Consider the following 13,871-nt stretch of genomic DNA (forward strand, 5'->3'; position numbering starts at 1 on the left):
CATGCTCGATTGGTCGCTACTGAGCGGGCCGGTACCGGTGGCGCTGTCGGTCATGGCGATAGCGGCGGGGATCTGGCTCGTGGTGCGGATGTATCGCGCTGCGCAGTCACCACGAGTGATCGTCAAGACATTCGTGGTGTGTTTGGCGACGGCCGTGGGGGTCCCGATGATCGGCGTCTACCTGGTGCGTGACGTGTGGGCGATCTTTCCCGACCGATTGCCGGTCTCGGTGTACGTCTGGTTGGGAGCCACCGTCCTCGCGGTGTCCCTTGCCGTCGCGGTCATGACCTTGCGTGTCTCACCGGCGCGCGCTGCCATCACCGTCGTGACCGCGGTGGTGATCGTGGCAGCGTGTCTCAACCAGATCAATATGGTGTTCGCCGCGTATCCGACCGTGCGGGATGCTCTCGGGATCACCCGCGTCGACGACATCATGCTTCCTGATCGACATCAGAAGGCCCTGCCGGTGAGCGCGCACGGTCCGTTGGACAAGATGTGGGCGAGTCCGGCAGGACTCAGCCGGCGTGGCAAGATCACCTCGGCGGCGATACCGGCGACCGTGTCGGGCTTCGCTGCCCGGCCCGCCCGGATCTATCTGCCGCCGGCGTACTTCACCGACGTTCCGCCACGGCTACCGGTGCTGGTCTTGATAGCGGGACAACCGGGAGGCCCCCAGGACTGGATCAGTGCCGGAAAGCTGCCACAGATCATGGACGCCTTCGCCGCCGCGCACAACGGTCTGGCGCCGGTGGTGGTGGTCCCCGACGCGACCGGAAGCCAGCTGGGTGACCCGCTGTGCCTCGATTCGCGCCGCGGGAACAGCGCCGCCTACCTGGCCATCGACGTGCCGGCATGGATAAAGGCCAGGTTGACAGTCGATGTTCGACCGACGGCGTGGGCGGTGGCGGGAGCGTCCTACGGCGGTACCTGCGCGCTTCAGTTGGCCACCAACCATCCCGCGGTCTACCCGACATTCATCGACATCGCCGGCGCCGCGGAACCGTCGCTCGGTGACCGAGCACGGACCGTGATGGAGGCGTTCGGAGGTGATGAGCGTCGATTCGAACAGGTCAATCCAATTGACATACTGCGCCGACAGCGCTTTTCCGGCAGCGCGGGCGCGATCGTGATCGGTAGCTCAGATCGGGACAACAGGCCAGATGCCGACAGGGTGCTCGAGGCCATCAGAGCCGCCGGAATGGATGGCCACCTCACCGAGGTGCCGGGCGCTCATGACTGGCGAGCGTTCTCAGCGGGCCTGTCGGTCGAGCTCCCTTGGGTCGCCCGCCGTGTTGGTCTCACCGGTTAGCGCCGTGACAACCATCCGCGTAGGCGAATCTCGCGACCATCCGGCTGTGAAGGCGATGGACCGGGCCGGTGTGATCGTCGTCCGGGGTTACCGTGGGGGCCGGAACATTCGCAATGGCGACTGCAGCGTGGAGGAGGTCCCCGTGCCCAGGGTGGTGATCGTCGACGACGAAGCACTGATCCGATCCGGGTTCGAGCTGATTCTGTCGGCGGTTGCCGATATCGAGGTGGTCGGCACGTCCGACGGAGTGGGTGCTCTCGCCGTGATTCGTGAACACCAGCCCGATGTTGTACTGCTGGACATCCGGATGCCGGGCAAGGACGGCCTGACCGTGCTGTCCGAGTTGCAGCGACTGCCGTCGCCGCCCGCGGTGGCCATGCTCACCACCTTCAACGCAGACGAGTACATCGCCGCCGCATTGCGCGCGGGCGCCTCGGGATACCTGCTGAAAGATACTGATCCCGAACAACTCCCGCATATGATACGCAGCCTGGCTGCCGGTGGTCTCGTGCTGTCGGGCGGCGTCGGTCCCAAGGTGATCTCGGGTTACCTCGATGATCCCGTCGATTCAGACGCGGCCCAGCGACTACAGGCATTGACCGATCGTGAAACCGAGGTGCTGCAGTTGCTGGCACGCGGCCATTCCAACGGCGAGATCGCGGGGACGCTCTACACCAGTGTCGGCACCGTGAAGGATCAGGTCAGTTCGATCCTGTCCAAGCTGGGGGTCAGGAGTCGGGTCGAAGCCGCCATCCTCGCTCAGCGCGCCGGCGTCCTCGACGGTGGCGACCAACGTGCCCACTAGGTGGCCACAGTCGGGCCAACGCCTGCTGATCCATGTGCTGCTCATCGGACTCGCCGGCGCCGATGTCGTACTCAATGGGCTCGACGGGGGCTACTCGAAGAGTGAGATGGCCCTCGCGATCGTCGCTGTAGCCGCCCTGATGGTGCGTAATCGATTTCCCTATCTCGCCTTCGCCGCGACCATCCCGGCGCTCGTGGTGGGTTCGGCGGTCGTCGCGGCACTCATCGCGCTCTACACAGTCGCCGAACAGCGCACCAGCCGGGTGCGCATATATGGCTGTGCGGCAGTGGTTTTCATGTGTTACACCAGTGTCTGGGAGACGCCGTACTCCAATGCCAGTCGCTTACTCGACATTGTCTACGCCATCTTGTTCACCGGCGCTCCACTGCTTCTCGGGCTGCTCGTGCGTGCGCGGGCGGAGCTGTCGGCCAAATTGGTAGAGATCGACCGGGCCCATCGACACGAGCAGGAACTGATCGTCGACAAGGCTTTGGCGCGGGAACGCACCAACTTGTCCAGAGAGATGCACGATGTGGTGTCGCACCAGGTGAGCTTGATCGCGGTGCAGGCGGGTGCGCTTCAGGTGACGGCACCGGATGAGGCGACCGCGAGGACAGCGCGGACCATCCGGAAGCTCAGCGTGCAGACGCTCGACGAACTACGCGACATGGTCGGCGTGCTACGGGCATCGGGTGAACATCCCGAGGGCCTCGACCCGCCACCTGGTATCGACGACGTCGATGCGCTGGTGGCCAACTCGGGGATCGCCATCGAGGTCAACGCCGATATCGACCCTGCGGTACGAACTTCCGCGGCAGTGCAACGAGCCATTTACCGGGTGGTCCAAGAGGGCTTGACGAACATCGCCAAACACGCGCCGGGGGCGCCCGCGACCTTGGAGCTCAGTATCACCACCCAGCGAGTGAGTGTGACCTTGACGAATGCCGCGCCGACGCGGACGCCCGATCGCTTGCCCAGCGACCGCTACGGTCTACTGGGGTTGCGTGAACGCGCCGAACTTCTCGGCGGGGCGCTGTCTTCCGGTCCGCTGGCAGACGGGGGATACCAACTGTCGTTGTACCTGCCGCTACCCGGGTGACTTCGGACCTGGTTTCCCTCCGAGAAAATGTGTCGGTGATCAGCGAGCGGGTGTCGGCTGGGTGTTGGTCGGCGAACTCGGTTCAGCATCAACGGGTTCGTTCTGCTCGCCCCAGAACGCCATGTCGCCATCGTCGAACATGCCCATGTGCCAATCGGATTCGTAATCAACATCGGCATAGCCGAGATTGTCCCAGCCTAAGCTCGACTGACTGCCGATAAAAAGACCGAACATGAAGATCGCGCCGGCGATGATGACACCGCCTACGGCGATACCGACGCCTGCCGCGACACGGTAGATCCGGTTGGATGTCCTGGATCGGTTCGGCGACATGTCGACGACGGGGCTTGTGACGGTGGGCGGTTCGACGGGTGCATGCACAGTTTCGGACATGGCAACAGCGTGTCAACATGTCGAGATGTGCGGAATCCGCCGAGCGGCGGTATCTAACCGCCGACTGGATGGTCCGCCGCCGCGCCGGCGACCTTCGCGAGTGCGGCGCGACACATGTCCCGGGTTTCGCGCGGGGATTGCTTTCCGTGCCGGATGTCCAAGTGTGCCGAAGTCAACAGCGACCACGTCGCGCCCACCATGAACAGCGGTGTGAAGTGGGTATCGACCGACCCGTCCTGCTGTCCACGTTGGATGACGGCGATGATGCCTGCGTCGGACTCGCATTCGAAGTCATCGGGGTCGGCATCCGCACCTGCTCGCATCCACCAGCCGAGGCTGTCGAGACGTTCGAGCATCTCGTCGACGATTCGCAGATAGGCGGCCAACCCGGTGCCCTCGGCGGTGCGGGCTTGCTGAACGGCCTCTTCGTACTGGGACTCGACGAATGCCTCGATGCCCTCGGTCAGGGCGGCGCGATCAGGGAAGTAGCGGTTGAGCGTGCTTCGCGCGACGCCGGCGGCCTTGGCGATATCGCTCATCGACGCCGCCGCGTTGTCGGTCAACGCGTCGATGGCCGCCGTGAGCAGTGCCGCGCGGGTGCGGTCACGTAACCGTGGCGGGGGACCTGTCGTCGACATCCGCTCATGATGCCCCATTGACCGTCAATCGGTCATGACTTGACGAAAATCGGACATATATGTCCTAATTTTCCCATGGCCATCGATGTGACGCCCGATCGTCGCGACGTGAAGCAGCCGACGAAGCTGTCCGTGTTGTGGGGGTTTGCCCGTCCACACCGTGGCAAGCTGTTCTTTGCCCTGGTGCTGGGGCTGGGCGTATCGGCAGCAGAGCTTGCGACACCATTGGTCACGCGATGGGTGCTGGACGCTATCGGCATGCCGGGCAACCGATTCGGCGCGCCGGTCATGCTGCTGGCGGGGCTGATCGTCGTCGGCACCATCTTGAGCTGGCGGCAATGGATCGTGCTCGGGACGCTGGCGGAGAACATCGTCTACGACGCCCGCCAGGGCATGATCCGTCGCTTCCTGCGGGCCAGGCTGACGCCACTGCAGGCACGACCGAGCGGCGAAATGGTGACTCGCGTCACCAGCGACACCGTGCTGTTGCGGGAGGCCGCCTCCTCCAGTGCGGTCGGCCTTGTCAACGGCACCATCACCGTGATCGGGACCCTGAGCCTGATGGTGTACCTGAACCCGATGCTGGGTGCGATCACCATCACGGCAATGGTCCTCGTTGCGTTGGTGTTTGCCGTCTTGATGCCCGCCATCGGGCATGCGCAGGAGGAAGCGCAGGGCTCGTTGGGACGTCTCGGCGGATCGCTGGAGTCGACCGTGCGCGCCATCAAGACCGTGAAGGTCGCCAAGGCGGAGGATCGTCAAACCGATGCTCTGCTGAAGCTGGCAGATGATTCGCGGGGACATGGCGTACGTGCCATCCGCCGAGAGGCGCTGGTGTGGAGTGTGACCTTCTCCGGAGTGCAGGCCGCCACTCTGGTGATCGTATGCGGCGGTGCGTATCTCGTATCTGTCGGGCAGCTCGGTGTGTCCACACTGGTGGCGTTCCTGCTCTACGCAGTGGGCTTGTTGGGTCCCGCGATGGAACTGAGTACCCACCTGACCACGCTGCAGGCGGGTATCGCGGCGGCAGGCCGGATCAGAGACGTGCAGGCACTGCCGCCGGAGCGATCCGGCGGATCCGCGTCGAGGCCGGCAGTCGACGACGCGGCCCCGGTCATTGCACTCGAGCGGGTCAGCGCTCGGTACCGCGCCGATGGCCCGCAGATCCTTCGTGATGTCGACCTCGAGGTGCCTCGACAAGGGCACACGGCGATCGTCGGCCCCTCCGGTGCCGGGAAGACGACATTGTTCGCCCTGATGCTCACGTTCATCGAGCCCGACAGCGGCCGACTTCTGATGTCGGGGACACCGTACGCAGACTTGGGCAACAGCGGTGTGCGGGAACGACTCGGCTATGTCGAGCAGGACAGTCCGCTGCTGCCGGGAAGTCTTCGCGACAACCTGGTGTTCGCCAACCAGGCTGCGTCGCAGGGGGATATCGATGCGGTCATCGCGCAGCTGCGACTGTCCGATCTCGTCGACGGGCTCCCGCAGGGCCTCGACACCGATGTCCAGGCTGCGACGATCTCGGGTGGGCAGCGTCAACGTGTCGCGTTGGCCCGGGCGCTGCTGGCCGAACCGGATGCGCTGCTCCTGGACGAGGTCACCGCACAGATCGATGGGCTCTCCGAATCTGCTGTCCACGAAGTGATTCGGCAGCAAGCCACGCAACGCGCGGTCATCACCATCGCCCACCGTCTTTCGACCGTCATCGATGCCGACACGATCATCGTGATGGATGGCGGCCGCATCGTCGATCGCGGGCGTCACGACGAGCTGATCGGGCGATGCGTGCTATATCAACGTCTGGTCGACGCCTTGAGCCTCGATCTCAGCGACGATGCGCGCCGCGATGACACCGACGAATCATCCCACCGAGAACTGAGGACCACACCATGACCGACAACCCGACCCCGGCGCAGACGTCCGCTCCGCCCGGCCGATGGAAGGCGCTGTCCGCCAACGACATATACGGCGGCGTGATCGGGACGGTGTTCGCCAGCGCGACCCTGGCCGCCATTCCGGTGGGGCAAGCGCCCAGCTATTCGGCCTTGTGGGTGGCAGTAAGCGTCGCGATCGCCGCCGTCACGCGTAGTTATGGGCAGCATGTCTCCACACATGAGGTGAATTCGGAGACGGGTTTCTGGCGGGATCTCGGTTCCTCGATGCTGACGGGCATCCCCATGGTGCTGGCTTCTATTCCCACCGTGATCGCCTTGTGGCTGGCCCACATCTTCGCGTGGCGCGACGATGTCGAGGGCCCCGACGGGTTGGAGACCCTTGGATTCACCTCGATCATCTTGTTGATGAATGCGGCGCTGCTGTTCGGCTGGGGTCTGCTGGCCGGTCGTATCGGCGGCTACTCCCGCTGGGGCGCGCTGGCCGTGGGTCTTGGCAACGCCGGTATCGGAGTGTTGGTGATTCTGGTGAACCTCATGATCAAGTGATCGCGGCCACCGGCTCGGCGCTGTGGGCTATCGTCGGCGCTCATACCCTGACAGCCCGCCGCGAAGGGATCGTCCGTATGCCCATCGACCCGAATGCCATCGGCGCGAAATCCGACGCCCAGACCTTCACCTGGACCGATCGCGAGACATTGCTCTATGCGCTCGGGGTCGGAGCGGGCGTCGACGACCTCGCGTTCACCACCGAGAACAGCCATGGCGTCGAGCAACAGGTGCTGCCGACCTTCGCCGTGATCGCGTGCTCGCCCTTCGGTGCCGCGATGCTGATCGGATCATTCAACTTCGGCATGCTGCTGCACGGATCGCAGGAGATCCGGTTGTTCGCGCCGCTGCCGCCGGCGGGCAGCCTGCGGGTGCATTCCGAGGTCGCCGACATCCAGGACAAGGGTGCAGGCAAGAACGCGGTGGTGATGTTCAAAGGTGTCGGAGTCGACCCGGACAGTGGTGCGGTCCTAGTCGAAACTCTGACCACCGTGGTGATCCGTGGCGAGGGTGGGTTTGGCGGACAGCCGGGACAGCGCCCGCCCGCACCGCAGTTCCCCGACCGCGCCCCCGATGCGCGGGTCGCGCTGCCGACGCGCGATGACCAGGCGTTGTTGTACCGGCTCTCCGGCGATCGCAATCCGCTGCACAGTGATCCGTGGTTCGCTCAGACTCTGGCCGGGTTTCCCCGTCCGATCCTGCACGGACTGTGCACCTATGGTGTCGCGGGCCGGGCGCTGGTCGCCGAGCTCGGTGGCGGGGATGCCACCAAGGTCACCGCGATCGCCTCGCGATTCAGCTCACCGGTGTTCCCCGGAGAGACGCTCACGACGTCGATCTGGCGCACCGACGACCAGCGGGCGGTGTTCCGCACCGAGGCGGCCCAACCCGACGGGTCGGAGTCCCGGGTGGTCCTCGACGACGGGACCGCGGAGTACAACGACTGATTTCGTAGGCTCAAATGCCTGTGCGGGTGGCCCCTGCGTTGACAGGATGTCCTGATGAGATTGGCTGTGGGATACCTCGCCACCCCCGGCGGAGCGGATGCGGTCGCCCTCGGCGTCCGACTGGCCAGGAGCCTGGGCGCCGAACTGGACATCTGCATGGTGCTGCCCCCTGATCGTGGTGTACCTGCGATGGTCACCACCGGTGGGTACGACGAACTGTTGGCCCAGCAGGCGCACGAGTGGTTGGCCGAAGCGCTGGCGACGGTGCCCGATGACGTCGTCGCGCATGCGCATGTGAGTTTCAGCGACTCGGCATCCGACGGTCTGCTCAGCGAGGTGCGGCGCCTCGGCGCGCAGGCGGTGATCGTCGGCGGCGCCGGCGGTGGACTGGTCGGCAGTTTCACACTCGGTTCCGTGGTCAACGATCTGCTGCATTCCTCCCATGTGCCGGTGGCGGTGGCACCCAGGGGAACTCGGTCGTCTTCCGCCGGGCGGGTTCGGGAGGTGACATGCGCCATCGGTGAACGCGCCGGTGCCGGTGTGCTGCTGGATGTGGCGGTACGGGCCTGCGAGCGGGCCGAAGTCCCGCTGCGACTGGTGTCGCTGGTCGCCCTCGACCCGATGTTCGGATCGCTGCGGGGGGATGCCGAGGCCTCCCGCGAGCGCGCGCTCGCGCACGCGCACCGGACCCTGAACGAGGCGAAGGAATCGCTGCCGGAGGGGTTTTCGGTCACGGCGACGGTGGCCGACGGCGCCTCGGTAGAGGATGCCGTGAGCCGACTGCCTTGGCATGACGGGGACGTGATCATGGTCGGCTCCAGCAGATTGGCCGCACCCCGGCGGTTGTTCCTCGGATCGACGGCGGCCAAGATGCTGCGGGTGCTGGAGGTTCCGATGATCGTCGTTCCCAGCACCTCAGATCAGGAGGCCTGATGACCACGAGCAGTTCGGAGGCGGGCACCGGATCGATCTCCAAGGGTCTTGCCGAGGGCAAGGTCGGCACCTTGTCCGGTGCCATGCTCGGGATTTCCTGCGTGGCACCGGGTTATACCCTGACCGCCAGCATCGGGGTGATCGTCGCCGCGGTGGGTCTGAAGATGCCGGCGATCTTCATCGCCGGCTTCATCCCGATGTTCCTCACCGCCTACGCTTACCGCGAACTGAACTCCCGCACACCGGATTGCGGGGCGTCGTTCACCTGGTCCACCAAGGCCTTCGGACCCTACGTGGGGTGGATGTGCGGGTGGGGCATGGTGGTCGCCTCGATCATCGTGCTGTCCAATCTGGCGGCGATCGCCGTCGAGTTCTTCTACCTGTTGATCGCGCGCGTGTTCAATCAACCCGGCATCGCCGATCTGGCAGGCAATGTCGCGGTCAACATCATCACCACCCTGGTGTTCATCGCGCTGGCGACACTGATCGCCAGCCGTGGCATCACCACCAGCGAGCGCGTCCAGTTCGTGTTGGTCGGCTTTCAATTGGTGGTGCTGGTGGCATTTGCGGTCACCGCGTTCGTGCACGTCAGCCGCGGCGATGCCCCGGCCGGCCTGAGCTTCGACCTGGATTGGTTCAACCCCTTCACCGGGCTGACGCTGGCCGTGTTCGCCGTCGGCCTCACCGGTTCGATCTTTGCGTTCTGGGGCTGGGACACCTGCCTCACCCTCGGTGAGGAATCCAAGGATCCGACCAAGGTGCCGGGACGAGCCGGGTTGTTGTGTGTGACGTCGATCCTGATCACCTACCTGCTGATCGCGGTCGCCGTGATGATGTACGCGGGGGTCGGCGAGGAGGGGCTTGGACTGGGCAACCCGGAGAACTCGGAGAATGTCTTCGGTGCGCTGGCCGACCCGGTGCTGGGTCCGTGGTTCGGTCCGCTGCTCTACCTGGCGGTGTTCGCCTCCTCGGTGGCCAGCCTGCAGACCACCTTCCTGCCCGCGGCCCGCGCCATGCTCGCGATGGGTGCCTACAAGGCGTTCCCGGTCCGCTTCGCCGAGGTGAGCCCGCGGTTTCTCACCCCGGTGTACTCCACCGTGGTCGCCGGTGTGGTCACCGCGGGTTTCTACACCGTGGTCAAGCTGTTGTCCGACAATGCGCTCTGGGACACCATCGCCGCGCTGGGCATCATGATCTGCTGGTACTACGGCATCACCGCATTCGCCTGTGTCTGGTTCTTCCGGCGTGAGCTGTTCGACAACGCCCACAACATCATCTTCAAACTCCTGTTCCCCCTGTTGGGCGGGCTGATGCTGGCGGTCGTCTTCGTCATTGCGATCGGCGAGAGCATGAACCCGGAGAACGGCAGCGGTGCGGAAATCGGCGGGATCGGTCTGGTGTTCTTCATCGGATTCGGCATCCTGGCGCTCGGAGCGGTGCTGATGCTCGTGATGCGCGCGCGGCAGCCGGACTTTTTCCTGGGCCGGACGCTGCGGCGGGACACCCCGGCGCTGACGGAGTAACGTCACCGAAGCCCCTCAGTATATCGAACAAATGTTCGATATACTGCGTGGGTGGGTTGGCACAATGGGCCGCCGAGCTGGCCGGAAATGGAGCGGGTCCTCAGCAGTAGGCCCCGGGGTAAACCGCGCCGCTCCGGGCTGCCGCTGGAGCCACCGGGCGACGGCGGTGACAGTCCGGCCTGGTCGCGCAAACGCGGGGCCTACCTGGCCGACGGGGTGCAGCGCTCCCGCTCCTCGGTGCCGTATGCCGAACTGCACGCCCATTCGGCCTACAGCTTCCTCGACGGGGCCAGCACCCCGGAAGAGATGGTGGAGGAGGCGGCGCGGCTGGGTCTGCGGGCCATAGCGCTGACCGACCATGACGGCCTCTACGGAGTCGTGCGGTTCGCTGAGGCTGCCCGCGAACTCGACGTGGACACCGTGTTCGGTGCGGAACTGTCGCTGGGAAACGTGCCCCGCACCGAACAACCCGACCCGCCCGGGCCCCACCTGCTGGTGCTCGCCCGCGGACCCGAAGGGTATCGACGGTTGTCCCGCGAGATTTCGTCGGCCCATCTGGCCGGCGGTGAAAAGGGAAAACCGCGTTACGATTTCGACGCACTCACCGAGGCCGCCGGTGGCCACTGGCACATCCTCACCGGTTGTCGCAAAGGCCATGTCCGGCAGGCACTGACCCGTGGCGGACCCGAAGCCGCCGAGCGGGCGCTGGCCGACCTGGTGGACCGGTTCGGGGCCGACCGCGTCAGCGTCGAGTTGACTCATCACGGTCACCCGCTCGACGATGAGCGCAACACGGTCCTTGCCGGGTTGGCGTCGCGGTTCGGCCTTGGGCTGATCGCCACCACCGGCGCGCATTTCGCAGCACCCGAGCGGGGGCGGCTGGCCATGGCGATGGCGGCGATCAGGGCCCGCAACTCGATGGATGACGCGGCTGGGTGGCTGGCGCCGCTGGGTGGAGCGCATCTCCGCTCGGGGGAGGAGATGGCCCGTATTTTCGGAACCGAGATCGTCACCGCCGCTGCCGATCTCGGCGAACAATGTGCCTTCGGCCTGGCGTTGATCGCCCCGCAGTTGCCGCCGTTCGACGTACCTCCCGGTCATACCGAGGTCAGCTGGCTGCGACTGCTGGTGCGTAAGGGGGCGCTGGATCGCTACGGCACGCCGGAACGCGCGCCGAAGGCGTATCGCCAGATCGAGCATGAATTGGCCATCATCGAAAAGCTCAACTTCCCAGGTTATTTCCTGGTGGTCCACGACATCACCCGATTCTGTAGGGAACGTGACATCCTCTGTCAGGGAAGGGGATCGGCGGCCAACTCCGCGGTCTGCTACGCCCTCAAGGTCACCAATGTCGACCCGATCGCCAACGAGTTGTTGTTCGAACGGTTCCTGTCACCGGCGCGCGATGGCCCACCCGATATCGATATCGATATCGAATCGGACCTGCGCGAGGAGGTCATCCAGTACGTCTACGAAAAGTACGGCCGTGATTATGCCGCCCAGGTGGCCAACGTCATCACCTACCGGGGGCGTAGTTCGGTCCGGGACATGGCCCGTGCGTTGGGTTTCTCGCAAGGGCAACAGGATGCGTGGAGCAAGCAGATCAGCCGTTGGAACGGACTTGCCGATTCCCCCGACGTGGAGGACATTCCCGAGCAGGTCGTCGACCTGGCCACCCAGATCTCCAATCTGCCCCGGCACATGGGCATCCACTCCGGTGGCATGGTGATCTGTGACCGCCCGATCGCCGACGTGTGCCCGGTGGAGTGGGCGCGAATGGAGAATCGCAGCGTTCTGCAATGGGACAAGGATGACTGTGCGGCAATCGGTTTGGTCAAGTTCGATTTGTTGGGGCTGGGCATGCTGTCGGCGCTGCACTATGCGATCGACCTGATCCGGGAGCACAAGGGCATCGAGGTCGACCTGTCCAAGCTGGACCTTTCGGAGCCGGCCGTCTACGAGATGCTGCAGCGCGCCGATTCGGTCGGAGTGTTCCAGGTCGAGTCCCGTGCGCAGATGGCCACCCTGCCGCGGCTGAAACCGCGGATGTTCTACGACCTGGTGGTCGAGGTGGCCCTCATCCGTCCCGGCCCCATCCAGGGCGGATCGGTGCATCCGTACATCAAGCGGCGCAACGGCGAAGAAGAGGTGACTTATGACCACCCGTCGATGAAACCTGCCCTGGAGAAGACCCTCGGCATACCCCTGTTCCAGGAGCAACTGATGCAATTGGCGGTGGACTGCGCAGGCTTCACCGGGGCCGAGGCCGATCAGCTGCGCAGGGCGATGGGCTCCAAACGGTCCACCGAGAAGATGCGCCGGTTACGCGGCCGGTTCTTCGACGGAATGCGCGAGCGGCACGGTATCACCGGTGCGGTGGCCGAGAAGATCTACGACAAACTGGAGGCATTCGCCAATTTCGGTTTCCCGGAAAGTCATTCGCTGAGCTTCGCCTCGCTGGTGTTCTATTCGTCGTGGTTCAAGCTTCATCATCCCGCCGTGTTCTGCGCCGCGTTGCTGCGTGCCCAGCCGATGGGGTTCTATTCGCCGCAGTCGTTGGTCGCCGACGCCCGTCGACATGGCGTGATCGTGCACGGACCGGATGTCAACGCCAGCCTGGCCCACGCCACCTGTGAGAACCGAGGATTGGATGTGCGGATGGGTCTGGGCAGCATCCGGCACATCGGTGACGAGCTGGCGAAGAAGATCGTCGAGGACAGGATGGCCGGTGGGGCGTTCACCGATCTGCTGAATCTGACTGCACGAATCCAACTTTCGGTCCCGCAAACCGAGGCGCTGGCCACTGCGGGGGCACTCGGCTGCTTCGGGATCACCCGTCGCGAGGGATTGTGGGCGGCCGGTGCGGCCGCCGCCGAACGCCCCGATCGGCTTCCCGGGGTGGGCTCGTCCACACACATTCCGGCGCTGCCGGGGATGAGCGCTCTGGAACTGGCCGCTGCCGATGTCTGGGCCACCGGCGTCTCACCGGACAGCTATCCCACCCAGTTCCTGCGCGAGGACCTTGCCGCGATGGGGGTCGTTCCTGCTGCCGAACTGCTGTCGGTGCCCGACGGAAGCCGCATCCTTGTCGCCGGTGCGGTGACGCATCGGCAACGCCCGGCCACCGCCCAGGGCGTTACTTTCGTCAACCTCGAAGACGAGACCGGCATGGTCAACGTGCTGTGCGCCCCGGGCGTCTGGGCGCGCTACCGCAAGCTGGCGCAGAGCGCGCCGGCGCTGATCATCCGCGGCATCGTGCAGAACGCGACCGGGGCGGTGACGGTGCTGGCCGACCGGATGGGCCCGGTGGACCTGAAAATGCGGTCCCGATCGCGGGACTTTCAGTGATCGTCACGCCGTCGGTGTCGTCCACACCTTCTCGATGCTGATCTTGAGCCGGGTGCCGTAGTTGCCCATCGAGGGGGTCAACCCGATCTGATCGGACATCGCCTGGTATTTCGCCCAGTACGGTGCGTCCTCGCGGGGATCGGTGCCCTCGGCATCGACCCGTGCAGGCCCTCCGATGACGATGATCCCGCCACCGTTGCCATCGGAGTCCAGATTCAAGCTCACCTGGGGGTGGTTGCCGATATGCCGAACCTTGGCCGCGCCGGGCTCGGTGTACACCACGATGTCGGTCCCGTCGAAGAAGAACCACACCAGTTTCGGCACCGGCTGGCCGGACTTGGCGACGGTGGTCAACCACGCGAAATCGTCGGATTTCAGGCGGTCGAGGATTTCCGGTGTCAGCTCTGCGGTCATGGAAGCGAATGTAGT

12 protein-coding genes are annotated in these 13,871 nt (G+C 65.1%); 9 read left to right on the forward strand and 3 right to left on the reverse strand.

Annotation, left to right across the window (positions count from 1 at the left end; genetic code table 11):
• Position 1 precedes the first annotated feature (1 nt).
• From PGN27_RS20595 to PGN27_RS20605, 3 genes are all read left to right on the forward strand, one after another.
• Entirely contained in the window at positions 2-1,309 is a 1,308-nt protein-coding gene (locus tag PGN27_RS20595) for an alpha/beta hydrolase (RefSeq protein WP_335327776.1), read from the forward strand.
• Between the two features lie 142 nt (positions 1,310-1,451).
• Positions 1,452-2,114 (forward strand): response regulator, encoded by a 663-nt coding sequence (locus PGN27_RS20600; protein ID WP_030134679.1) that lies wholly within the window; start codon positions 1,452-1,454, stop codon positions 2,112-2,114.
• Positions 2,104-3,213 (forward strand): sensor histidine kinase, encoded by a 1,110-nt coding sequence (locus tag PGN27_RS20605; protein WP_335327777.1) that lies wholly within the window; start codon positions 2,104-2,106, stop codon positions 3,211-3,213. Before PGN27_RS20600 ends, PGN27_RS20605 begins: the two co-directional genes overlap by 11 nt.
• 39 nt (positions 3,214-3,252) lie before the next feature.
• Here PGN27_RS20605 and PGN27_RS20610 read toward each other — a convergent pair whose 3' ends face one another.
• Positions 3,253-3,594, reverse strand: a complete 342-nt coding sequence (locus PGN27_RS20610; protein WP_335327778.1) for a hypothetical protein — start codon at positions 3,592-3,594, stop codon at positions 3,253-3,255.
• Between the two features lie 65 nt (positions 3,595-3,659).
• A complete protein-coding gene (locus PGN27_RS20615; protein WP_051644310.1) occupies positions 3,660-4,244 on the reverse strand; it encodes a TetR/AcrR family transcriptional regulator in 585 nt (194 codons plus the stop codon).
• A 75-nt stretch (positions 4,245-4,319) separates the two neighbouring features.
• Here PGN27_RS20615 and PGN27_RS20620 point away from each other — a divergent pair, with 75 nt between their 5' ends.
• The 6 genes from PGN27_RS20620 (at position 4,320) to PGN27_RS20645 (ending at position 13,442) form a co-directional block, all read left to right on the forward strand.
• Positions 4,320-6,143, forward strand: a complete 1,824-nt coding sequence (locus PGN27_RS20620) for an ABC transporter ATP-binding protein (protein ID WP_335327779.1) — start codon at positions 4,320-4,322, stop codon at positions 6,141-6,143.
• Entirely contained in the window at positions 6,140-6,691 is a 552-nt protein-coding gene (locus tag PGN27_RS20625; RefSeq protein ID WP_335327780.1) for a hypothetical protein, read from the forward strand. The genes PGN27_RS20620 and PGN27_RS20625 overlap by 4 nt, the downstream gene beginning before the upstream one ends.
• Before the next feature lie 77 nt (positions 6,692-6,768).
• Positions 6,769-7,638 (forward strand): MaoC/PaaZ C-terminal domain-containing protein, encoded by an 870-nt coding sequence (locus PGN27_RS20630; protein WP_335327781.1) that lies wholly within the window; start codon positions 6,769-6,771, stop codon positions 7,636-7,638.
• Positions 7,639-7,692: 54 nt separating this feature from the next.
• Positions 7,693-8,571 (forward strand): universal stress protein, encoded by an 879-nt coding sequence (locus tag PGN27_RS20635; protein WP_335327782.1) that lies wholly within the window; start codon positions 7,693-7,695, stop codon positions 8,569-8,571.
• Complete coding sequence (locus PGN27_RS20640) at positions 8,571-10,094, forward strand: APC family permease (protein WP_335327783.1); 1,524 nt, start codon at positions 8,571-8,573, stop codon at positions 10,092-10,094. Before PGN27_RS20635 ends, PGN27_RS20640 begins: the two co-directional genes overlap by 1 nt.
• Positions 10,095-10,145: 51 nt before the next feature.
• Positions 10,146-13,442: an error-prone DNA polymerase gene (locus PGN27_RS20645; protein WP_335327784.1), complete on the forward strand. Its 3,297-nt coding sequence runs from the start codon at positions 10,146-10,148 to the stop codon at positions 13,440-13,442.
• 3 nt (positions 13,443-13,445) lie between these two features.
• Here the strand turns inward: PGN27_RS20645 and PGN27_RS20650 are convergent, their stop codons facing one another.
• A complete protein-coding gene (locus PGN27_RS20650; protein WP_335327785.1) occupies positions 13,446-13,856 on the reverse strand; it encodes a TIGR03667 family PPOX class F420-dependent oxidoreductase in 411 nt (136 codons plus the stop codon).
• Positions 13,857-13,871: the final 15 nt, after the last annotated feature.

The sequence above is a fragment of the Mycolicibacterium neoaurum genome, from assembly GCF_036946495.1.
GTDB lineage: Bacteria > Actinomycetota > Actinomycetes > Mycobacteriales > Mycobacteriaceae > Mycobacterium > Mycobacterium neoaurum_B.

What these genes read in the sequence shown, in the direction of transcription:
- PGN27_RS20630 (WP_335327781.1), top strand. Translation starts at nt 6,769, where the DNA reads ATGCCCATCGACCCGAATGCCATCGGCGCGAAATCCGACGCCCAGACC.
- PGN27_RS20620 (WP_335327779.1), top strand. Translation starts at nt 4,320, where the DNA reads ATGGCCATCGATGTGACGCCCGATCGTCGCGACGTGAAGCAGCCGACG.
- PGN27_RS20650 (WP_335327785.1), bottom strand. Translation starts at nt 13,856, where the DNA reads ATGACCGCAGAGCTGACACCGGAAATCCTCGACCGCCTGAAATCCGAC.
- PGN27_RS20625 (WP_335327780.1), top strand. Translation starts at nt 6,140, where the DNA reads ATGACCGACAACCCGACCCCGGCGCAGACGTCCGCTCCGCCCGGCCGA.
- PGN27_RS20635 (WP_335327782.1), top strand. Translation starts at nt 7,693, where the DNA reads ATGAGATTGGCTGTGGGATACCTCGCCACCCCCGGCGGAGCGGATGCG.
- PGN27_RS20640 (WP_335327783.1), top strand. Translation starts at nt 8,571, where the DNA reads ATGACCACGAGCAGTTCGGAGGCGGGCACCGGATCGATCTCCAAGGGT.
- PGN27_RS20615 (WP_051644310.1), bottom strand. Translation starts at nt 4,244, where the DNA reads ATGTCGACGACAGGTCCCCCGCCACGGTTACGTGACCGCACCCGCGCG.
- PGN27_RS20595 (WP_335327776.1), top strand. Translation starts at nt 2, where the DNA reads ATGCTCGATTGGTCGCTACTGAGCGGGCCGGTACCGGTGGCGCTGTCG.